Consider the following 20,838-nt stretch of genomic DNA (forward strand, 5'->3'; position numbering starts at 1 on the left):
AGCCTGAAAAAACCATGCTGGGACGTACGTTTAGGTGCTGGGTCGTGCCGGCCGCTGGCCGGCAGCCCTTGCATGTGAGCCGTCAGGCGGATGCCGGCCAGCGGCCGGCACCACCGTTACGCGTCCAGCGCCTGCCGCAGCGGGGACAGGAAGGCTCCCGCGCGCTGCGCGGCCTCTTCAGCCGAGCCCGCTTCGGCCAGCACCGCCACCAGAGCGCTGCCGACCACCACGCCATCGGCCTGGCGCGCCATCGCCGCCGCACTGGCGGCATCCTTGATGCCGAAGCCAGCCACCACCGGCACCGACGCGCGCGCACGCAGGGCCTGCAGGCGGGCGCTGGCAGCATCACTGTCCAGCCGCTCGGACGCGCCGGTGACACCGGCAAAGCTGACGTAGTAGAGGTAGCCACGGGCCAGTGCCAACAGCTTGTCGGCCCGCGCTTCGCTGGTGGTCGGCGAGGCCAGCAGGACCAGTGCCAGGCCCGCTGCATCAAAGGCCTGCTGCGCTTCACCGGCTTCTTCCGGTGGCAGGTCGACCAGCAGAACGCCGTCCACGCCTGCGTCCACGGCGGCCTTGGCGAAGTCCGCGTAACCGTGGATCTCCACCGGGTTCAGGTAGCCCATCAGCACCACCGGGGTCTGCGCATCGCGCTCGCGGAACTGCGCCACGGCCTGCAGCACGTAGCGGCTGCCCGCCCCGCGTGCCAGCGCACGCTCGGAGCTGCGCTGGATGGTCGGGCCGTCGGCCATCGGGTCGGAGAACGGCACACCCAGTTCAATCACGTCGGCACCGGCATCGACCAGCGCGTGCATCACCGGCACGGTGGCCTCCAGCGAGGGATCACCAGCAGTGATGAAGGGAATCAGCGCCTTGCGCTGCTGCTCGCGCAGTCGCTGGAAACAGGCATCGAGTCGGGATACAGGCATCTCAGGCACATCCTTCAATCAGTTCAATCGCATCGCTGGTCCCCCAGTACATCCGGGTAACCTTCCCTTCAAACAGTTCCAGGCGGATGCCCAGGTCCGAACCCGGGTCCTGCCAGGTGAGGTACTCGCCCTGGTCACCGTCGTAGGCATGCGGGCTGGACACCGGCGGTTTCGGGAACTGGGCCATGGCCTGGGCACGGGTCATGCCGATGCGCAGGCCGAACGGCCCCGGCTGTTCAACCGGCAGTTCCGCCTCATCACCCGGCTTCAGATCAAAACGGACCACGCGGTCGTCGTCGGTCATCATCGACACGCCCGGCGGCAGCCCCTTGCCGTCGTAGTACTCGCAGTCGCCTTCGAAGAATTCCCTCGCACCCTGCGCCTTCCAGGGACCCTGTGCCTTCAGGTCACTCATGTGCTGGCCAACCAGCACGTCACCGGCATGATCCAGCGCCACCGAAGCCACCGCGGGCGCGTCATCGCCGCTGGTCCCTTCTTCGGAGGGGGCATCGACAATGGGCGTACGCGCCATCGGGTCAAGATCATCGTTGGCGGCCTGCTGCACAGGCTGCGTGGTGGCTTTGGCGGCCGGTGCCAGCACCGGCGGCTCCGGCGGCTGGCACGCGGCCAACCCCAGTGCCAGCAGCAGCACGCCACTGTTCCGCAGCAGCGCGCTCACAGCACCAGCCCTTCGCGCGCGGCGATGGTATGCACGTCCTTGTCGCCACGGCCGGACAGATTGCAGAGCACGATCTGGTCACGCGGACGCTCACGCGCCAGCTTGATCGCCTGCGCCAGCGCATGGCTGGATTCCAGTGCCGGCAGGATGCCTTCGGTGTGCGCCAGCAGGTGGAAGGCCTGCAGCGCTTCCTCGTCAGTGATGCCGAGATAGCGGGCGCGGCCGGTATCGGCCAGGAACGCGTGCTCCGGGCCGACGCCCGGATAGTCCAGGCCGGCCGACACGGAGTGGGTCTCGATGATCTGGCCGTCGTCATCGCACAGCACATAGGTGCGGTTGCCGTGCAGCACGCCGGGCCGACCCGCCGCGATGGAGGCGGCATGGCGACCCGTGCTGATGCCATCACCGGCGGCTTCGGCGCCGACGATCTCGACCTGGCGATCGTTGAGGAAGGCATGGAACAGACCGATGGCATTGCTGCCGCCGCCGACGCAGGCGGTGATCGCATCCGGCAGGCGACCGTACTCGGCCAGCATCTGCTCACGCGCTTCGCGGCCGACGATGGCATTGAAGTCACGCACCATGCGCGGGTACGGATCCGGTCCAGCCACGGTGCCGATGATGTAGAAGGTATCCTGCACGTTGGTCACCCAGTCGCGCATCGCTTCGTTGAGCGCGTCCTTCAGGGTGGCCGAGCCGGAAGTGACCGGTACCACCGTCGCACCGAGCAGCTTCATGCGGTAGACGTTGATCTTCTGCCGCTCGATGTCGGTGGCACCCATGTACACCACGCATTCCAGGCCCAGTCGCGCAGCAACCGTGGCACTGGCCACGCCATGCTGGCCGGCACCGGTCTCGGCGATGATGCGCTTCTTGCCCATGCGCGCGGCCAGCAGCGCCTGGCCGATGGTGTTGTTGATCTTGTGCGCGCCGGTGTGGTTCAGGTCCTCGCGCTTGAGCAGGATCTGCGCGCCGCCGACGTGATCGCTCAGGCGCTGGGCGTGATAGATCGGGCTCGGCCGGCCCACGTAGTGCGCCAGGTCGCGGTCATAGGCCGCCTGGAATTCGGGGTCCTGGCGGGCCTGGTCATAGGCCTGGGCCAGTTCCTGCAGCGGGCCGACCAGGGTTTCGGCAACGAAACTGCCGCCGTAGCGGCCGAAGTGACCCTGGGCATCCGGGAAGGCGTGGTAGTCGGCAATGGGGGAGGCAGACATGGATACGACCGGTGGTTCAGACAGGTGGATACTCTAGCGCACGGGTCGTGACCGGAAAATGGATATTATCTGGCGCATATCGTCAGGAAATCTCACATGAGCCGTTCCCTGCTTCCGCCGCTCAATGCACTGCGCGCGTTCGAGGCCACCGCACGCCTCGGTGGCGTGGGCCGCGCCGCACAGGACCTGCACGTCACCCACGGCGCGGTCAGCCGGCAACTGAAGCTGCTGGAAGACCATCTCGGCCTGGCGCTGTTCCAGCGTGCCGGTCGCGGGCTGCGACTGACAGCGGCCGGCACCCGCCTGCAGGCGGCGTGCAGCGAGGCCTTCGGCGGGATCGAGGACTGCGTGCGCGAGCTGCGCCGGCCAGCGGCCTCCCCAGCACTGGTACTGGGCTGCAGCGGCAGCGTACTGGCGCGCTGGATGATTCCGCGCCTGCCCGTGCTGCAGGCCGCCCTGCCCGGCGTGCGCCTGCAGTGGTCGGCGCTGGATGGCAGTTTCACCGAAGCGCAGGCGGCGCTGGACGCCGTGCTGCTGCTGGCGCAGGGTCCGTGGCCACGGGGCTGGCAGGTCCGCGAGCTGGCACCGGAGCGGGTTGGCGTGGTGGTGGCCCCGTCACATCCGGCGGCGCAGCGCCTGCGGCAGGCACCGCCCTCGGCACTGCTGCAGGAAACAGTGCTGCACACCAGCTCGCGGCCACAGGCGTGGCCGGCATGGGCGCAGGCACATCGCCTGGACCCATCAAAGTTGCAGCTGGGCACCGCTTTCGAACATCTCTATTACCTGCTGGAAGCAGCAGTCGCCGGGCTGGGCCCGGCGATCGCGCCCGAGCCGCTGGTGGCCGAAGATCTGGCAGCAGGCCGGCTGGTCGCACCGTGGGGGTTTGCCGCCACCGGCGGCTTCTGGGTGCTGGCGCGGCCGGATGGCCCGGCCGATGCACGGGTGGACGCCCTGGCCGACTGGGCTGCAGCGCAACTGCGATGAGACGAGGCCCCGGGCGGCATTCACCTCCCGGAGCCCGCAACGCAGGCCTCAGCGACCGCCCATCGCGACCCGCTGTTGCTCCTCATGCACCTGCTGCTGGTGCGACGGATCTGCCAGCAGCTTGGCACTGGTCTGCTCCAGTGACGGCGGCGCCTGGGCCAGATCGACGGCGGTGCGGAAGCCCGGCGTCGTGCCCATCACGAACGCCTTGCCATCCTGCACCGTGATGCTCTGCAGCTTGTCGGCCGCGTCGATACCGTTCTGCTTTGCATGCAGGGTGATATTGGCCGCAGCCTCTTCGGAAAACACGCTGGGAAGCTTGCTGCGGACGGCGTTGTGCAGTGCGTGGTCCGGATGCGATGCATCGTTCAGCGACGGCCCCTTCGGTGCAGCCGCTGCAGGTTCATGGCCCTGCGCACGGCCCGCCGCCAGTGCGGCTGTGGTCTGGCGACCGACAATTCCATCGGCCGCCAGCCCCTGCTGCTTCTGGAACGCGATCACCGCTTCGCGGGTGTGGTCACCGAAACGGCCATCCTCCGACAACCGATGGCCCTGCGCATCACGCACGCCGAGCTGATTGAGGGTCTGCTGCAACGCCTGCACGTCGGTGCCACGCTGCCCCTGCTTCATCACCTCGCTGGCCGCCGGGTGTGATGCAGCCGGCTGCACGGTGGCGCCAGGCCGGGACAGCGCAGGTTCGCCATTGCCATGCAGCGGCGCGCGCACCTGGAATTCCGGCTTCGGTGTCAGCGCACCAACGATGCGGGTGCTTCCGCCATCCCAGTACCCGCCCGGCCGGATGGTGACTTCGGCCGGCCCGGTGCTTCCCTGCGAGCCGATGAACTGGATGTTTCCCTGCGCGTCGTAGCCTTTGAAAATACCGACATGCTGGCCCTGCGACGAGGAGAACATCAGGATATCGCCCTGCTTCAGCGATCCGTTCGGCTTGCGTGCTTCGGCAGCCGAGGTCACATCGAAATGCTCGCGTGCGTAAGCGGTCGTGTTCGCGCCATTGAACAGCGTCGAGGTAGTGAACCCTGCGGCGTTCTCGCCACGCACGTCGTAACCTGCGTTCTTCAGGCCACGCCATACGAATGCCGAGCAATCCACGCCGAAGCGTCCGTCACCATCGAGGTCACGCTCCAGCCGGCTGCTGTCGCGACCGGGACGCGGATGGTCGGGGCGCCCGTATTCGTACTGGCGGCCCGAGGCCATGAAATGCTGATAGGCCTCGTTGTAGAGCGCGGCACTGCCAACTGCAGCCGCGGCCTGGCCCGCCGCGGGCGCAGCTGCCGAAGGCGCCTGTACCTGCGTTTGGGCCTGGGTCTGCACGGGCGTGGCCGCCTGTGCGCGCGTGGGTGGCTGCTGCGTGGCAACCTCACCCGGCTGCCAGCCCTCGAAACGGCGGATGCCGTCGGCCAGCACTTCACGCTCGCGCACGCTCATCTGGCCGACGGTCTTCGAGCGCAGATCGACACCCTGGCGATCGCCTTCGGCATAGATGGTGGCCGCCTGCTCCTTGTGGTGGGTGGTGCCGCTGTAATCCTTCGTGGAGTAGCTCGGCAGCATTTCCTCCACGGTCTTGTCGCCGAACCGGCGTTCGAGCAGCTGGATCTTCGCCACCCGGCCCGCTTCATAGCTTTCGAAGACCGCGTTGCCCCATTGGTCGAGATCGACCACGCCCTTGTAGCGCCCCTGCGCCGATTCCAGCGCCTGCTCGCGGGTACGCGGATTGGTCACCGTCTTGTCCGCGCTGCCGGCGAATTCAAACTTGAGATTGCCAGGATTGTTGTTGCGCCACGAGACGCTGCCACCTGATCGTTCGATGACACTGCCATCGTCCATTTCCAGCGTGCGCGTGGTACCTACGCTGCTGACCAGCCGGGTGATTTTTGGATCCGACATGAGCTGTTCCTTTGCCAGTGGTTGATTGGACCGCTCCCCTGGCGGTGATTACATTCCGTTGGAAAACACGTCGAGCACGTCCGCACTGACCCAGCCCTGTGCGCAGTTCCCGGCGTAACGTCCCGGCGCCGCCGCATGGCAGGCCTCGCCCCCTGTGCTGGCCAAGCCACTGATCGGCCTGTCGCCATAGGTGTCACACAACGTGTTGCCCTTGCACTTGCCGACCGTCGCAGCGGGAACCGCAACGACGTAATAGAACAGGGGATTCTGTCCGGTGCGCCCGATGCCCTGCACGCAGACCAGCTGCCCCTTCGACAGCTTCGCGGTCACGCTGGCCTTGCTGCCGGTGGATGGCACCGCATTCAACGTCTCCACGCCCTTGGCGTCGGCTACGCCGGCAAAGAAACCCTGGTCGCCACAGTCCGGCAACAGTTCAACATCGTAGAAATCACCGCTGTCCACATCACCGGCCGTGCAGCCGCTGCCCGTACTGGCGTTGCTGCATTTCACGCCACTGGCCTGGATCAGCGCAGCCAGGCCGTCGGCAGCCGGAGCTGTGGCCGGCACTGCGGCAGGTGCGGCCGCCGGTGTGGCAGCGGCCGGTGCCGATGCTGTCGGGGCGGATGAGTCACCGGCCGCACACGCGCCCAAGGCGAGCAGCAGGCCGGGCACGAGCGTCAGGCGGGCCAGGCGGAGACGGTGGGAAGAAAGTTGGGGCATATCCATTGCGTCCTCGTTCGAAAGGTAAGTCGTATCTCAAGGGTGCGGCCAGCGACACGCACACGGCATCTCACCCGGCCAGGTAAGGCTGGGCGCATTGTGTCCGATCAGATGTTCGGGGGGTGTCGACTTTTTGGCGCTGGAACCTGAATCACCCGGAAGCGTGACTCCCATCACACTCATGCGGCGCGGATCACTCCAGAACGGTGCAATCCGCGCGACGCACTTCCTCGACGAAGGTGCGCATCTTGTATCCGTCCTTGATGCCCGGTTCCAGTTCGATGCCACTGGAGACGTCCACGCCCCACGGCAGCGTCGCCAGCACGGCGTCGTAGACGTTTTCCGGGTTCAGGCCACCGGCCAGCAGGAACGGCCGGTGCAATCCGGTCGGAACGCGGCCCCAGTCGAATGCCACGCCGGTGCCGCCACCGCCTCCCGGGGCGTGGCTGTCGAACAGGAAGCCGGCAGCGCTGGGGTAGCGCAACTGCAGGGTGCGGGCGTTGACCTCTTCACGGCCCCCCATGGCGATCGCCTTCAGGTACGGCATGTTGAAGCTGCGGCAGAAGCTCTCGTCTTCCTCGCCGTGGAACTGCAGCAGGGTCGGACGTACCGTACGCAGCACCTCGCGCACTTCTTCCTTGCTGTTGTTGCGGAACAGCGCCACCACGTCGACCATCGGTGCGATCGCCTGGCGCATCGCGCGGGCCTCAGCCGGTGCGACCCGGCGGCTGCTCTCGCGGGCAAAGATGAAACCCACTGCGTCCACGCCCAGCTCACCGGCCAGGCGGACGTCGCCGGCACGGGTCATTCCACAGAACTTGATGCGCGTACGGTAGTAGGAACGGCTCATAGCGTGACCTCGGCGGGCAGATGCCAGTTGTCGGGGTACAGGGGCCCAAGGAACACCAGGCCCTGCGGCGGTGCGGTGGGACCAGCTACGGTGCGATCGCGCCCAGCCAGCAGTTCGGCGATCCATTCCACCGGTTTTTCGCCGCTGCCCACCAGGATCAACGATCCGACGATATTGCGGACCATGTGATGAAGAAATGCATTGCCACGTACTGCGACTTCGATCACTTCGCCATCGCGGCTGACCTGCAACGACTGCAGTTCACGCCGCGCATGCAGCGCCTGGCACTGCACCGAACGGAACGCGCTGAAGTCGTTCTCGCCAAGCAGGGCCTGGCCGGCGGCGTGCATCAGGGTCTCGTCCAGCGCCCGGCGCTCCCAGCTCAGGGTCTGCCGGTCCAGTGCCGGCCGTACCTCGCGGTTGAGCAGCCGATAGCGGTAGCGGCGCGCACGTGCGGAGAAGCGGGCGTGGAAATCATCGGCCACCGGCACGCACCAGCGCACCGCGATCGAGCGCGGCAGGCGGGTGGTGGTGCCGAGCATCCAGGCGCGCGGATCGCGCACCACGTCGGTATCGAAATGCACGACCTGGCACTGGCCGTGCACGCCGGCATCGGTGCGGCCGGCGCAGACCACCTGCAGCGGCGCATCAGCCACCGATGACAGGGCCTGCTCGAGGCTGGCCTGCACGCTGGGACCACCCTCGCCCAGGTTCTGCCAGCCCCTGAAATCGCTGCCGTCGTACTCGACGCCAAGCGCATAACGCATGTGCTACCTCGATGTTGCGGATGGGGCGGCGCTCAGGCCGGATCGCGTTCGGACCAGACCGCCAGTTCGTTGCCACCGGGCTCGACGAACTGGAAGCGGCTGCCACCGGGGAAGGAGAACACCGGGCGCACGATCTCGCCGCCGGCGTCGCGCACGGCGGCCTCGACCGGTGCCAGTTGGTCGGCATACAGCACCAGCAGCGGTGCACCGCTGTCGCTGGCCCGCTGCGGCTGGCCACGGAAGAAGCCGCCCTGCAGGCGGCCATCGTCGAACGCCGTGTAGTCGCTGCCGTAGTCGACGAACGACCAGTCGAACACCTTCTCGAAGAAGGCACGGCTGGCGGCCGGGTCGCTGGACGCGAATTCAACGTAGTCGATGCGGCGTTCGCGGCTCATGGCAAGGTCCTTGTCGGCAGGTTCGGTCACGGCAGGCGCGCCAGCAGTTCGCGGGCCTGGGCCTGGCTGTGCAGGTCACCGCCTTCGGCGACTTCCAGCAACAGGGTGCGCGCAGTCTGCGCGTCGCCCAGATCGAGGTAGGCAATGGCCAGTTCCAGGCGCTCCTGGCCGGCACGTGGCGACCAGCCCGCGTCGCCGGCAGGCGCAGCCGCGCTCGACGCGATGTCGTCGGAATGAGAGGCCTCGACGGTGCCATGGTCGATGCCGTCGATGGCTTCGCGACGGGCGGCGTCCACCGGAGCCTCGTTCTCATGCGTGTCGGCCGGCAGATCGAACACTCCACGGAACTGCGGCTGCTGTTCGGCATGCAGTGCGTAGTCCGGCACCGCCACTTCGGCCGGCGACTGCGGTACAACGCGTTCGTCCTGCAGCGGCTCGGCGGCGACAACCTCGTCGCCGGTGGTTGCGTGATCGTCCCAGCGCGGCAGATCGGTCACCGCTTCAGGCAATGCCACCGCGTCCTCGTCGCGCAGCGCGTCGGCCTGCCAGTCGGCCCGCGCCAGGTCCTCGGCAACGGGTTCGGCGACCACCACGTCATGCACTTCGGTTTCGGTCGCCCAGGCGGGCATCGCCGGTTCCTGGCGGCCGTTGTCGGCAACAGCCGACGACCATGAGGACTGCTCGGCCAGCGTATCCAGCGCCGCACCCGCCGGCACCGCCGCGGTCAGGCCGGCGGCATCGTCTTCCTCGCGCAGCGGCGGCAGCGGCGACGGCTTGCGACGACGCAGCAGCCAGGCCGCGCCCGCCGCTAGCAGCAGTACCGGCAGCCCCAGCCAGTACCACGGCGTTGCCGCATCGCGGGCATCCGGTGCCTGCGCCAGGCGCTGCTGCGCGGCGGCCAGGTCGTTGTCCTTCATCGCGATCAGCGACTGCTGCTGTTCCTTGAGTTTTTCCAGGTCGGCCACGCGCTGCTTGAGCTCGCCGATCTCGGCATCGCGGGTGGCGATGTCCTCACGCGCCTGGCGCAGTTGTTCGTTGCCCAGCATGTCACCCTCGCTGCCGGCAGCGGTGCCGGTGGTTGTGCCCGCGTGCGCGGCGTCGGACGCCAGCGCCGGAGCGATCTCAAGTCGTGCCCCGTTGGCGGCAGCCGGGGAAGAAGCGTTCCTGGTTGCGGCCTTGGCGACCGCGGCGACGGTACCCGCGGGTTGCGGCACGGTACGCGCCTGCCGCCATTGCGCAGCGTGCTCGCGCACGAGCGCCGCCGCTTCGGCAGCGTCGACCGCAGCAAGCGCATCATTGCCTGGCATGCGCAGCACCGCCCCCTGCTTGAGCAGGTTGACGTTGCCCCGGATGAAGGCTTCGGGATTGGCACGCAGCAGGGCGATCATCGCGCGGTCGCGACTGACCTGGTTGCCACGTGCCACCGCACTGGCGATCTGCGACAGGGTCTGCCCGCGCTGCACGGTGATGCTGCCATCGGCCGCCGGTGCAGCAACCGGCGCGGAGGCCGCACGCGGGCGTGCCGGTGCAGGCACCACCGCACGTGGCGGCGCAGTGGGCGTCTCTGCTGCCGGCACCGTTGCCGAAGCTGAAGTCGGTGCAGGTTCGCGCACGATGGTATTGGAGAGCGTGCCGGCCGGCGCGACGATCTCCGGCTCGGCCACGGCCAGCGCACTGGGCGGCGCATCGACCAGCGCCGAGTACTCGCGCACCAGGCGGCCCTGACCCCAGTCGGCTTCAATCAGGAAGCTCAGCGACGGCGTCTCCACCGGCGCCTGCGAGGTGACGCGCACCACTGCCCTGCCCTGCGTGTCGCGGGTCAGTTCGAACTGCAGTTCGCTGACCAGTCCGGTTGGCCGCTGCAGGCCGACACGTTCGAATGTGACCGGTGAGGCCAGCGCCACGCGCAGGTTTTCCAGCTCGGACGGATCGGCCGAGACCACCGGGATTTCAGCCAGCAGGGGCTGGCCCGGCTTGGACAGGACCCGGATGTCACCCAACCCCAGGGCGAGCGCCGAACTGCTGGCCAAGGCGAGCAGTGCGGCGGACAGATAGGTGAGCGGGCGCTTTGCGCCCTTGGCCCGTTTATTCATGGGCGACACTATAAAGCGTGCGGACCGGGGTCCGCACCCATGTAGAGCCGAGCCCATGCTCGGCTGCATGGCCTGAGCCGAGCGTGGGCTCGGCTCTACAGAAAAGGCCGGGCATTGCCCGGCCTCTCCATCAGCGCTGCTCGGCGGCGACCAGCTCCGCCAGCTGCACGGCATTCAACGCCGCGCCCTTGCGCACGTTGTCCGACACGATCCACAGGTTCAGGCCGCGCGGGTGCGACAGGTCCTCACGGATACGGCCGACATACACCGCATCGGTGCCCGAGGCGTGGGTGACCGGAGTCGGATAACCACCGGCTTCATGGCGGTCCACCACTTCAACGCCCGGCGACTGTTCCAGCAGCGCGCGCGCTTCGGCCACGGTCACCTTGTCGCGGGTTTCGATCGCCACCGATTCGGAGTGGCCGTAGAACACCGGCACGCGCACAGCGGTCGGGTTCACCAGGATGCTGTCGTCGCCGAGGATCTTGCGGGTCTCCCAGATCAGCTTCATCTCTTCCTTGGTGAAACCGTTGTCCTGGAAGTCATCGATGTGCGGGATCAGGTTGAAGGCGATCTGCACCGGGAAGCGCTGCGGATCGATCTCCTGGAAGCTCAGCAGCTGGCCGGTCTGCTTGCCCAGTTCCTCGGTTGCCGAACGGCCGCCGCCAGACACCGACTGGTAGGTGGAGACGTTGATGCGCTCGATGCCGTACTTGCGGTGCAGCGGTGCCAGTGCCACCAGCATCTGCATGGTCGAGCAGTTCGGGTTGGCGATGATGCCGCGCGGACGGTTGGCGACCTGCTCTGGGTTGACCTCGGACACCACCAGCGGCACGTCATCGTCGTAACGGAAGGCCGAGGAGTTGTCGATCACCACAGCGCCCGCTGCTGCGAACTTCGGCGCGTATTCCTTGGACACGCTGCCGCCGGCCGAGAACAGGGCGATCTCGACGCCGCTCGGGTCAAAGGTAGCCAGGTCCTGGACCTTGACCTTCTGGCCGTTGAACTCGATCTCGCCGCCGGCCGAACGCTCGGAAGCGAGAACGCTCAGGGTACCGACCGGGAAATCACGCTCGGCCAGGATCGACAACATGGTCTCGCCTACCGCACCGGTGGCACCGACGACGGCGACGTGGAAACTGCGCTGTGCATTGCTCATGGGGGAAACTCTCACGAAAACGGGAATGGGGAAGAAACACGCACGACAGCTGGGTTCGGGGAACCTCCTCAAGCGGGGCGCGCGGAGGTTCCCTATCGTTTCCCGGTTTTTTTGCCCAGAGTCACGCGCGCGGCCATCGCCGCGTCAGCGTTGATCGCGCTCGGCATGCGCGACAGGCCGCCGTCCAGGCCGAGCCCGGCAACCAGATTATCCACGGCCAGCTGTACCATCGCCGTGCGCGTGGCCAGCGAGGCGCTGCCGATATGCGGAGTCAGCACGACATTGCGCAGCGCCAGCAGTTCGGGGCGCACCTTCGGCTCGCCTTCGTACACATCCAGGCCCGCTGCGGCAAGGCGACCGTTGGCCAGCGCATCGGCCAGCGCGATCTCATCGACCAGGCCACCACGGGCGATGTTCACCAGCGTTGCCGACGGCTTCATCTTCGCCAGCGCGACGGCATCGATCAGATGGTGCGAGGCCGGCGTGTACGGCAGCACCAGCAGCAGGTGGTCGGACTGTGCCAGCAGCGTATCCAGGTCCACATAGGTGGCGCCCACTTCCGCTTCGGTCGCGGCCGGCAGCTGCGAGCGGTTGTGGTACAGCACCTTCATGCCGAACCCGTGTGCACCGCGGCGGGCAATGCCCTGGCCGATGCGGCCCATGCCGAGGATGCCCAGCGTGCTGCCGTGGATGTCGGCACCGAGCATGGTCTGGAACGACCACTGCTGCCACTGCCCTTCGCGCAGCCAGCGCTCGGATTCAGTGATGCGGCGTGCAGTGGCCATCAGCAACGCGAAGCCGAGATCGGCGGTGGTCCCGGTCAGGACGTCCGGCGTGTTGCTGGCGAGAATGCCGGCGGCGCTGAGCGCGTCGACATCCAGGTTGTTGTAGCCGACGCCGACATTGGCGATCACCTGCAGCTGTGCGGCGTCGGCCACCTGGGCCGCACCAATGCGCTCGTTGAGCGTGATGATTGCGCCGTCGGCGCTGGCCAGCTGTTCGGCGATCTGATCGGGCGACCAGGCGGTGACAGTGTCGGTGCTGCGCAGCTGTACGCGATCGCGCAACGGCGCGATGGCCGCGTCGATCAGCGGCTGGCTCACCCACACCGTCGGCCGCGTGTCAGCCATCGATCTGCCCGGGAATGCGCGGGGTGATCGTGCCGACATCGCCACACTGCGCGCGATGACGCAGCGCCTGGTCCATCAGCACCATCGCCACCATCGCCTCGGCGATCGGGGTGGCACGGATGCCGACGCAGGGATCATGGCGGCCGGTGGTGACCACCTCGACCACGTTGCCGGCCGTGTCCAGCGACGGGCCCGGCAGGCGCAGGCTGGAGGTCGGCTTCAACACGATCGAGGCGACCACCGGCTGGCCGGTGGAAATGCCACCGAGGATGCCGCCGGCATGGTTGCTGGCGAAGCCCTGCGGGGTCAGCAGGTCACGGTGCTCGGTGCCCTTCTGCGCTGCGCTGGCGAAACCGTCGCCGATCTCCACACCCTTCACCGCGTTGATGCTCATCAGCGCAGCGGCCAGTTCGCCATCGAGCTTGCCGTAGATCGGCTCGCCCCAGCCCGGCGGCACGTTGTCGGCGACCACGTCCACGCGCGCACCGACCGAATCACCGGACTTGCGCAGCGCATCCATGTACGCCTCCAGTTCCGGCACCTGTGCGGCGTGCGGCCAGAAGAACGGATTGTCTTCCACCGCCGACCAGTCGAAACCGGCCGGCGTGATGTCGCCCAGCTGCGACAGGTAGCCACGCACGGTCACGCCGAAGCGCTCGGCGAGCCACTTCTTGGCGACCACGCCGGCGGCCACGCGCATGGTAGTCTCGCGTGCCGAGGAACGGCCGCCACCGCGCGGGTCGCGGATGCCGTACTTGTGCCAGTAGCTGTAGTCGGCATGACCCGGCCGGAACTGCTGGCCGATGTTGGCGTAGTCCTTGCTGCGCTGGTCGGTGTTTCGGATCAGCAGCGCGATCGGCGTGCCGGTGGTCAGGCCCTCGTACACGCCGGACAGGATCTCGACCTCATCGGCTTCGCGACGCGCCGAGGTGTGCCGGCTCTTGCCGGTTGCGCGACGCTGCAGGTCGTGGGCGAATTCGGCCGCGTCCAGCGCCAGCCCCGGCGGGCAACCATCGATCACGCAGCCAATGGCCGGCCCGTGCGACTCGCCGAACGTGGTGACGGTGAACAGCTTGCCGAACGAATTGGAGCTCACGGGCGCTGCGCCGCCAGTTCGGTGATGCGGGCGCTGTGGGCGATCAGTTCGCGGCACTCGACCGCGAAGATGCCCATCTGGCCAACCTTGAACTCGATCCAGGCGAAATCGACTTCCGGCAGCAGCTTGACCAGATGCTGTTCGGACTCGCCCACTTCACAGATCAGCAGACCGTCTTCGCTCAGGTGCAGCGGGGCATCGCGCAGGATCTTCAGCACCAGGTCCAGGCCGTCATCGCCGGCACGCAGACCCATCTCCGGCTCGTAGGAGTATTCCTGCGGCAGGGCATCGGTCTCGTCGTTGGTGACGTACGGCGGGTTGGTGACGATCAGGTCGTAGTGGCGGCCGGTCAGGCCGTTGAACAGGTCCGACTTGAGCAGGGTGACGTTGTGCGCCTGCAGGCGTTCCTTGTTCTCTTCGGCCAGCGACAGCGCGTCGTCGCTCAGGTCGACGCCATCCACTTCCCAGTTCGGGTAGTAATGGCCCATGGCGATGGCGATGCAGCCCGAACCGGTGCAAAGATCCAGCGCGCGGCTGACATCGCGGCCGGCCAGCCACGGCTCGAAGCCGCATTCGATCAGTTCGGCGATCGGCGAACGCGGCACCAGGGCGCGCTTGTCGCTCTTGAAGCTCAGGCCGGCGAACCAGGCCTCACCGGTCAGGTAGGCGGCCGGGATGCGTTCGTCGATGCGGCGCTGGAACAGTTCCAGCACGCGCAGCTTCTCGGCCTGCAGCAGGCGCGCCTGGCCATAGGCCGGGCCGAGGTCGTGCGGCAGGTGCAGGCTGTGCAGCACCAGCTGGGTGGCCTCATCCAGCGCGTTGTCGTAGCTGTGCCCGAAGGTCAGTCCGGCTTCGTTGAAACGGCTGGTGCCGTAGCGGATCAGATCGATGATCGTGTGGAGTTCGGCGGCCGTTTCAGCGGTCATGGCGGTACTGCGGGCAAAGTGGCCCCCGATTATAGGGGCTGGCGCCCGCGGCGGCATCCGTTGCGGCAGAAACGATCGGGCCGCAGCCGGTATGATGGAGCCCACTTCGCGCGGGGGCTCCCATGTTCAATCGCAACGCCGGCATCATCCTGCTGATCGCCCTGGCGGCGGGCCTGGGCCTGCTGGCCGCCCAGCAGGTGTTCGCGCCGAAGCCGCCGGCCAACGCCCCGGCCACCGAAGCGATCACGCTGTACCCGCAGCCGCGCGAACTGCCCGACTTCAACCTGGCCCAGTCCGACGGCACCCGCCTGATTCCGGGCGAGCTGAAGGGCCACTGGACCCTGGTGTTCCTGGGCTTCACCTTCTGCCCCGACGTCTGCCCCACCACTCTGGCCGAGCTGGCCGGCGCGCAGAACCAGTGGGAGGCCCTGCCCGACAGCCTGCGCCCGCGCGTGCTGTTCATCTCGGTCGACCCGGACCGTGACAGTGCCACACGCCTGGGCGAGTACGTGCACGGCTTCCACAAGGACACCCTGGCCGCCACCGCCGATATCCCGTCGCTGGAGCGCTTTGCCACTTCGCTGGGTTTCGTGTTCCAGAAGGTGCCGGGCAAGCACTTCGACGAGAACCCCGAGGATTACACCGTCGAGCACTCGGCCAGCCTGGCCGTGCTCGACCCGCAGGGCCGCCTTGCCGGCCTGGTGCGGCCCCCGTTCAACGCGCCGGCCATTGCCCGCGACCTGCAGAAGCTGACCGAGAAAACCGCCCCATGAGCCTCACCACCGCCCTGACGTACGCCCTGCCCCACCGCCTGCTGTCCTCGATGGCGCGTTCGCTGGCGTACTCGGACGATCCGCGCGTGTCGCGCTGGCTGATCGACACCGTCACCCGCAAGTTCAGCGTCAACCTGGACGAAGCGGCCAACCCGGACCCGCGCAGCTATGCCACCTTCAACCAGTTCTTCACGCGTGCGCTGAAGCCGGGCGCGCGCGTGGCCGATGCCGATCCGCGCAGCTTGGTGATGCCGGCCGACGGCCGCATCAGCCAGCTGGGGAAGATCGAGGCCGGCCGGATCTTCCAGGCCAAAGGTCAGTCGTTCACCGCCGCCGAACTACTGGGCAGCGACGAAGACGCCAAGCCGTACAACGACGGCCTGTACGCCACCGTGTACCTGTCGCCGCGCGATTACCACCGCGTGCACATGCCGTGGACCGGCACCCTGCGTGAGACCGTGCACGTGCCGGGCCGCCTGTTCAGCGTCGGCCCGGCCGCAGTGAATGGCGTGCCTCGCCTGTTCGCCCGCAACGAGCGCCTGGTCTGCCATTTCGACACCAGCTTCGGCCCGATGGTCAGCGTGATGGTCGGCGCACTGCTGGTGTCCGGCGTGGAAACCGTGTGGAGCGGCGAGGAGATCCCGGCCTACGGTGATCGCATCACCCGCAAGGACTACCGCGGCCAGGGCATCAAGCTGGAGCGTTTCGCCGAAATGGCACGCTTCAACTACGGCTCGACCGTGATCGTGCTGCTGCCGCCGGGCGTGGCCGAGTTCGCCCCGCAGCTGGGCGCCGAAAGCCCGGTGCAGCTGGGCCAGGCGCTGGCGAAGCTGCGCTGACAAAAAGGGGACGGAGGGGATTAAGTCGTTTATGCATAAACGACTTAATCCCCTCCGTCCCCTTTATCCACGCCATGCGTGGAGGGAATCAACGGAATGCCGGCCAGCGGCCGGCACGACCGGTATGCGCGTTACTGCAGGGACGGGGCCGGGCCGACGTCCATGCCGTCGTAGTCTTCCACACCCTTCTCCGTGGCCAGCGCCGCGAACTCCTGGTTGCGACGGTCCAGCGAGGCTTCGTCGTGAATCTCCACGCGCTCCACATGCAGCACGTGGAACGGCGCGTCGCCTTCTTCCGGCTCCTGCTCGAACAGTTCCACGAAGGTGTAACCCTGCGCCTGCAGATGGTCAGCCAGCACCTGCAACGGCTCAGCAGTGGAATGCACGAAGAAGTACCCCCACAGTAACGGGCCGGTGATGTCCCAGTCGGTGTTTTCGCGGAGGTTGGCGAACAGGTTGCGGGTGTCTTCGAGGTCCATGCGGATTCCAGGGGTCGGAGGGATTACTTGTCGCAGCCCTGCAGCTTCAGCGTCTGGCCGTGGCGCAGGCTGTAGGCCGGGGCCTTCAGGCCGTTGGCGCGGGCCAGGGTCGGCACGTCGCACTGGAATTTCGCGGCGATGGCGCCCAAGGTCTCGCCCTTGCCCACCTTGTGGCTGCGCACCGGCTTCGGGCGCGCCGCCGGGCGCGGGGCCGCCACCGGCGCCACCGGGGTGGTCGGCACGCTGGTGGACGCGGCCGCATCGGCCACCGGCACCACACCGCCCACGGCCACGCTGCCGGTGTAGCTGGCAGCGGTCGGACGCTTGATCGCTGCGTTCAGATCGGCGGTGATCAGGGTACGGGCCAGGTCGGCACGCGGGCCGCTGACGCAGTTGCGCTGGTACAGGCCGGCGATGCGGGTGGTGGCGTTGATCAGCGTGCCGGCCGGAATCCAGCCGTCGGCTTCATAGCGCGGGTTGAGGTTGCGCAGCGCGCGCATGTAGCCATCGCGGGTGCCGTGGCTGCCCAGGCAGATGGTCAGTTCGTAGATGGTGGTGGACTTGGCCAGGCGCAGCGTGGCCGGCTGCGCGCTGATCTTCGGGAATTCCACGCCGTACTGCTGCGGGTGCAGGAATATCCAGGCCGCCGCGATCACCATCGGCACATAGTCCTTGGTCTCGCCGGGGAACTGGTTGTAGACGCTGTCGGTCCAGAAGCTCTGGCCGGCGCTCTGCTTGAACACGCGCGCGGCACGGCCTTCACCACCGTTGTAGGCGGCCACCGACATTTCCACGTTGTTGTTCAGCTCGCGCAGACGCTCGTTGAGGTAACTGGCGCTGGCTTCAGCAGCACTGCGCGCATCGAAACGGGTATCGAAGCCGGTGCCATCCGGACCGAGGCCGAAGCGGCGGCCGGTGGCCGGCATGAACTGCATCAGCCCGGCGGCGCCGGCGCGCGAGGACGCATGCACGCGGCCGTTGGATTCCTTGGCCATGATGCCGAACAGCAGCGCCTCGGGCAGGCCGCGCTTTTCCCACTCCGGCCACATCACCGCGCGCAGGTTCTGGTAGTTCTCGTAGCTGGTCAGCAGCGCCGGGCGCATGTCGGTCAGCCAGCGGCGGATGCCGGCCTGCACCGCCGGGTTGTATTCGACCATGCTGTCGAAGGCGTGCCGCTTGTCGTTGAGCAGCGCGGCAGCGCGCGCGGCCTCCGGCACGTCGGCGGTGAGCGGGCCGATATGGTCGGGGTCGGCTTCCAGGCGGTCGCCGCCTTCGTCCGCCACGTCATCGCTGGCCGCGGCATCAGCGTCGTGCTTGAGCAGGCGCTTGTAGCTGGCAAGCAGGGTGCCCATCTGGCAGCCCTTCTGCTTCACGCAGTCGTTGAGGACATCTTCCATGTCTTCCAGCGCGGCATCGGCCTCGTTGCTGCCCTTCGGGTCGGCATTGGCGACCAGCAACAGGGCGTCGCTGTAACGCTTTTCGGCGACGGTCATGCGCTGCTGCAGCGCATCCACCTTCACCTTGTCCCGGGCCGAAACCCGCTGCGCATGGGCGTCGGGCGCCAGGGAAACCAGGCCGGCCAGGGCCAGCAGCGGCCAACCGCGGGAAATCAGGACAGGAACGGGCATTGATGGCACTGTGTGCGAAACAGGCAGGCAGAGTAGCGGCGCCGCCAAGGTCCGGGCAAGCCGACCTTCGGACCGCCACCGCCGGCGGTTAACATTGGGCTATTCACCACAAGGGCTGGACCATGGATCCGATTCTGCTCGGCAAAGGCATTACCGACGATATTGCCGTCACCCTGCTGCCGAAACTCGGCAACCGCCACGGCCTGGTGGCCGGCGCCACCGGTACCGGCAAGACGGTGACCCTGATGACCCTGGCCGAGGGCTTCTCGCGGCTGGGCGTACCGGTGTTCCTGGCCGATGTGAAGGGCGATGTGTCCGGCTTGGCCGTGCCCGGCACCGGCGCCGAGAACCTGCTGACGCGTGCTGCCGAGATCGGCGTGGCCGACTATGCGCCGGCCGCCAGCCCCACCATTTTCTGGGACCTGTACGGCAAGCTCGGCCATCCGGTGCGCACCACGGTCAGCGAGATGGGCCCGACCCTGCTGGCGCGCATCCTCGAGTTGAACGACACCCAGTCCGGCGTGCTCGACATCGTGTTCAAGCTGGCCGACGACCGTGGCCTGCTGCTGCTGGACATGGACGACCTGCGCGCCCTGCTCGGCCTGGTGGCCGAGGAGCGCAAGGACATCTCCACCGAGTACGGCCTGGTCAGTGCGCAGTCGATCGCCGCGATCCAGCGTTCGGTGCTGCGCCTGGCGCAGGATGGCGGCGAGAACTTCTTCGGTGAGCCAGCCCTGGAACTGGCCGACATCATGCGGGTCAATCACGACGGCCGCGGCGTGATCGGCATCCTCGCCGCCGACCAACTGGTGCTCAAGCCCAAGCTGTATTCCACCTTCCTGCTGTGGCTGCTGTCGGAGCTGTTCGAGCAGCTGCCGGAGGTGGGCGACCTGGACAAGCCGAAGCTGGTCTTCATCTTCGACGAGGCCCACCTGCTGTTCGACGACGCACCGCCGTCGCTGGTGCAGCGCATCGAGCAGGTGGTGCGCCTGATCCGCTCCAAGGGCGTGGGCGTGTATTTCTGCTCGCAGTTCCCCGACGACGTGCCGGGCAACATCCTCGGCCAACTGGGCAACCGCGTGCAGCACGCGTTGCGTGCGTTCACCCCGCGCGACCAGAAGGCGGTGAAGACCGCGGCCGAAACCTTCGTGCCGAACCCGAAGCTGGACGTGGCCAAGGTGCTGAGCCAGCTCGGCACCGGCGAGGCGCTGGTATCCACGCTGCAGGACAAGGGCGTGCCGATGCCGGTGCAGCAAACGATGATCGCGCCGCCGCGCTGCCGGATGGGGCCGATCACCGAGACCGAGCGCGCGCAGGTGCGTGCCGGCAGCCCGGTCGGCAGTCGTTACGACACGGCGATCAACCGTGAATCGGCCGCCGAACTGCTGGCCCAGCGCGCGCAGAAGACGGTCGAGCAGGCGCAGGCACCGGCCGCCCGCAGCCGCGAGCAGGACGAAGCGCAGGAAGGCGGTTTCGGCCAGGCGATCAAGGATGCGATTTTCGGCACCAAGCGCCGCCAGGGCATGATCGAGACAATGGCCAAGCAGACCACGCGCACGGTCGGCACCAAGCTGGGCAACCAGATCGTGCGTGGCCTGCTGGGCGGCATCTTCGGCGGCAAGCGCTGATTCACCGCCACTGGCGGTCAGAGCTCTTTCCACGGGAAAGGGCTCCGACCCCATCGTTCCCCTGAAAAGAAGTCTTACCGCATGTCCCGTTGGCGTCCCCCTGCAGAAAAGAGTACCGCCCTGATCACCGCCTCCGGCCACGCACGGCTGAAGGCCGAACTGGATGACCTGTGGCGGGTCCGCCGCCCAGAGGTGGTGAAGGCGCTGGCCGCAGCCGCCGCGGAAGGCGATCGTTCCGAGAACGCCGAGTACACCTACCGCAAGAAGCAGCTGGGCGAGATCGACCGTCGCGTGCGCTACCTGACCAAGCGATTGGAATCGCTGCGCGTGGTCGACACCACGCCGACCGATCCGCAGGCGGTGTTTTTCGGCGCGTGGGTGGAACTGGAGAACGTGGACAGTGGCGACACCAGCCGCTATCGCATTGTCGGCCCGGACGAGACCGACGCAGGCCTGGGTTGGATCAGCATCGATTCGCCGCTGGCACGTGCGCTGCTGAAGAAGCGGCTGGATGATGAATTTTCGGTGGAACTGCCCGGCGGCCAGTTCACCTTTGCGGTAATCGGGGTGGAGTACCCGCAAGTGTAGGGCCGAGCCGATGCTCGGCTGATGGGCAAACGCAGCCGAGCATCGGCTCGGCTCTACAG

General features: G+C 67.5%; 20 protein-coding genes. 5 read left to right on the forward strand and 15 right to left on the reverse strand.

The annotated features are described in order from the left end of the window. Positions 1–116 precede the first annotated feature (116 nt). The 3 genes from trpA to trpB are packed head-to-tail and all read right to left on the reverse strand — an operon-like array spanning position 117 to position 2,819. Positions 117–926: a tryptophan synthase subunit alpha gene (gene trpA / locus AC13FN_RS10825; protein WP_049436783.1), complete on the reverse strand. Its 810-nt coding sequence runs from the start codon at positions 924–926 to the stop codon at positions 117–119. Position 927: 1 nt separating this feature from the next. Next, complete coding sequence (locus AC13FN_RS10830; protein WP_054172238.1) at positions 928–1,605, reverse strand: hypothetical protein; 678 nt, start codon at positions 1,603–1,605, stop codon at positions 928–930. Continuing rightward, on the reverse strand, positions 1,602–2,819 hold the full coding sequence (gene trpB, locus AC13FN_RS10835; protein WP_019336660.1) for a tryptophan synthase subunit beta: 1,218 nt from the start codon (positions 2,817–2,819) through the stop codon (positions 1,602–1,604). The genes AC13FN_RS10830 and trpB overlap by 4 nt, the downstream gene beginning before the upstream one ends. 96 nt (positions 2,820–2,915) lie before the next feature. Between trpB and AC13FN_RS10840 the strand changes: the two genes are divergently transcribed. After that, positions 2,916–3,803, forward strand: a complete 888-nt coding sequence (locus AC13FN_RS10840; protein WP_049436785.1) for a LysR family transcriptional regulator — start codon at positions 2,916–2,918, stop codon at positions 3,801–3,803. A gap of 48 nt (positions 3,804–3,851) precedes the next feature. Here AC13FN_RS10840 and AC13FN_RS10845 read toward each other — a convergent pair whose 3' ends face one another. The 10 genes from AC13FN_RS10845 to prmB all read right to left on the reverse strand — a co-directional run bounded on the left by AC13FN_RS10845 (position 3,852) and on the right by prmB (position 14,844). Further along, the gene (locus tag AC13FN_RS10845) at positions 3,852–5,708 is read right to left on the reverse strand and encodes a C40 family peptidase (protein ID WP_482984869.1); all 1,857 of its coding nucleotides are present in this window, start codon (positions 5,706–5,708) and stop codon (positions 3,852–3,854) included. A 48-nt stretch (positions 5,709–5,756) separates the two neighbouring features. Continuing rightward, on the reverse strand, positions 5,757–6,434 hold the full coding sequence (locus tag AC13FN_RS10850) for a hypothetical protein (protein ID WP_482984868.1): 678 nt from the start codon (positions 6,432–6,434) through the stop codon (positions 5,757–5,759). Between the two features lie 187 nt (positions 6,435–6,621). Beyond that, entirely contained in the window at positions 6,622–7,278 is a 657-nt protein-coding gene (locus AC13FN_RS10855; RefSeq protein ID WP_019660598.1) for a phosphoribosylanthranilate isomerase, read from the reverse strand. Then, complete coding sequence (truA, locus tag AC13FN_RS10860; RefSeq protein WP_010483055.1) at positions 7,275–8,045, reverse strand: tRNA pseudouridine(38-40) synthase TruA; 771 nt, start codon at positions 8,043–8,045, stop codon at positions 7,275–7,277. The genes AC13FN_RS10855 and truA overlap by 4 nt, the downstream gene beginning before the upstream one ends. 32 nt (positions 8,046–8,077) lie before the next feature. Then, the gene (locus AC13FN_RS10865) at positions 8,078–8,440 is read right to left on the reverse strand and encodes a VOC family protein (RefSeq protein WP_032952441.1); all 363 of its coding nucleotides are present in this window, start codon (positions 8,438–8,440) and stop codon (positions 8,078–8,080) included. Between the two features lie 26 nt (positions 8,441–8,466). After that, positions 8,467–10,533 carry a FimV/HubP family polar landmark protein gene (locus tag AC13FN_RS10870; protein ID WP_482984867.1) on the reverse strand — a complete coding sequence of 689 codons (2,067 nt, stop codon included), beginning with the start codon at positions 10,531–10,533 and terminating at the stop codon, positions 8,467–8,469. Between the two features lie 130 nt (positions 10,534–10,663). Beyond that, positions 10,664–11,692, reverse strand: a complete 1,029-nt coding sequence (locus AC13FN_RS10875) for an aspartate-semialdehyde dehydrogenase (protein WP_010483049.1) — start codon at positions 11,690–11,692, stop codon at positions 10,664–10,666. Positions 11,693–11,784: 92 nt separating this feature from the next. After that, positions 11,785–12,822 carry a 2-hydroxyacid dehydrogenase gene (locus AC13FN_RS10880; protein ID WP_010483047.1) on the reverse strand — a complete coding sequence of 346 codons (1,038 nt, stop codon included), beginning with the start codon at positions 12,820–12,822 and terminating at the stop codon, positions 11,785–11,787. After that, positions 12,815–13,918 (reverse strand): chorismate synthase, encoded by a 1,104-nt coding sequence (aroC, locus tag AC13FN_RS10885; RefSeq protein WP_010483045.1) that lies wholly within the window; start codon positions 13,916–13,918, stop codon positions 12,815–12,817. Before aroC ends, AC13FN_RS10880 begins: the two co-directional genes overlap by 8 nt. Then, entirely contained in the window at positions 13,915–14,844 is a 930-nt protein-coding gene (prmB, locus tag AC13FN_RS10890; RefSeq protein WP_010483043.1) for a 50S ribosomal protein L3 N(5)-glutamine methyltransferase, read from the reverse strand. The genes aroC and prmB overlap by 4 nt, the downstream gene beginning before the upstream one ends. A gap of 122 nt (positions 14,845–14,966) precedes the next feature. On the opposite strand from prmB, the gene AC13FN_RS10895 reads away from it, so the two are divergent. Together AC13FN_RS10895 and asd are read left to right on the forward strand one after the other, a co-directional pair. Further along, on the forward strand, positions 14,967–15,617 hold the full coding sequence (locus AC13FN_RS10895; RefSeq protein WP_010483041.1) for an SCO family protein: 651 nt from the start codon (positions 14,967–14,969) through the stop codon (positions 15,615–15,617). Further along, on the forward strand, positions 15,614–16,456 hold the full coding sequence (gene asd, locus AC13FN_RS10900; protein ID WP_217013892.1) for an archaetidylserine decarboxylase: 843 nt from the start codon (positions 15,614–15,616) through the stop codon (positions 16,454–16,456). The genes AC13FN_RS10895 and asd overlap by 4 nt, the downstream gene beginning before the upstream one ends. A 131-nt stretch (positions 16,457–16,587) precedes the next feature. Here the strand turns inward: asd and AC13FN_RS10905 are convergent, their stop codons facing one another. Both AC13FN_RS10905 and AC13FN_RS10910 read right to left on the reverse strand, forming a co-directional pair. Beyond that, entirely contained in the window at positions 16,588–16,935 is a 348-nt protein-coding gene (locus AC13FN_RS10905) for a ribonuclease E inhibitor RraB (RefSeq protein WP_478412773.1), read from the reverse strand. A 23-nt stretch (positions 16,936–16,958) separates the two neighbouring features. After that, positions 16,959–18,563, reverse strand: coding sequence for a transglycosylase SLT domain-containing protein (locus AC13FN_RS10910; RefSeq protein ID WP_049436792.1), 1,605 nt, complete (start codon positions 18,561–18,563; stop codon positions 16,959–16,961). 122 nt (positions 18,564–18,685) lie between these two features. Between AC13FN_RS10910 and AC13FN_RS10915 the strand changes: the two genes are divergently transcribed. Together AC13FN_RS10915 and greB are read left to right on the forward strand one after the other, a co-directional pair. Then, the gene (locus AC13FN_RS10915) at positions 18,686–20,191 is read left to right on the forward strand and encodes a helicase HerA-like domain-containing protein (RefSeq protein WP_049436793.1); all 1,506 of its coding nucleotides are present in this window, start codon (positions 18,686–18,688) and stop codon (positions 20,189–20,191) included. 81 nt (positions 20,192–20,272) lie between these two features. Further along, positions 20,273–20,779 (forward strand): transcription elongation factor GreB, encoded by a 507-nt coding sequence (gene greB, locus AC13FN_RS10920; RefSeq protein WP_049436794.1) that lies wholly within the window; start codon positions 20,273–20,275, stop codon positions 20,777–20,779. Positions 20,780–20,838 lie beyond the last annotated feature (59 nt).

The sequence above is a fragment of the Stenotrophomonas sp. 115C5 genome (assembly GCF_056861055.1).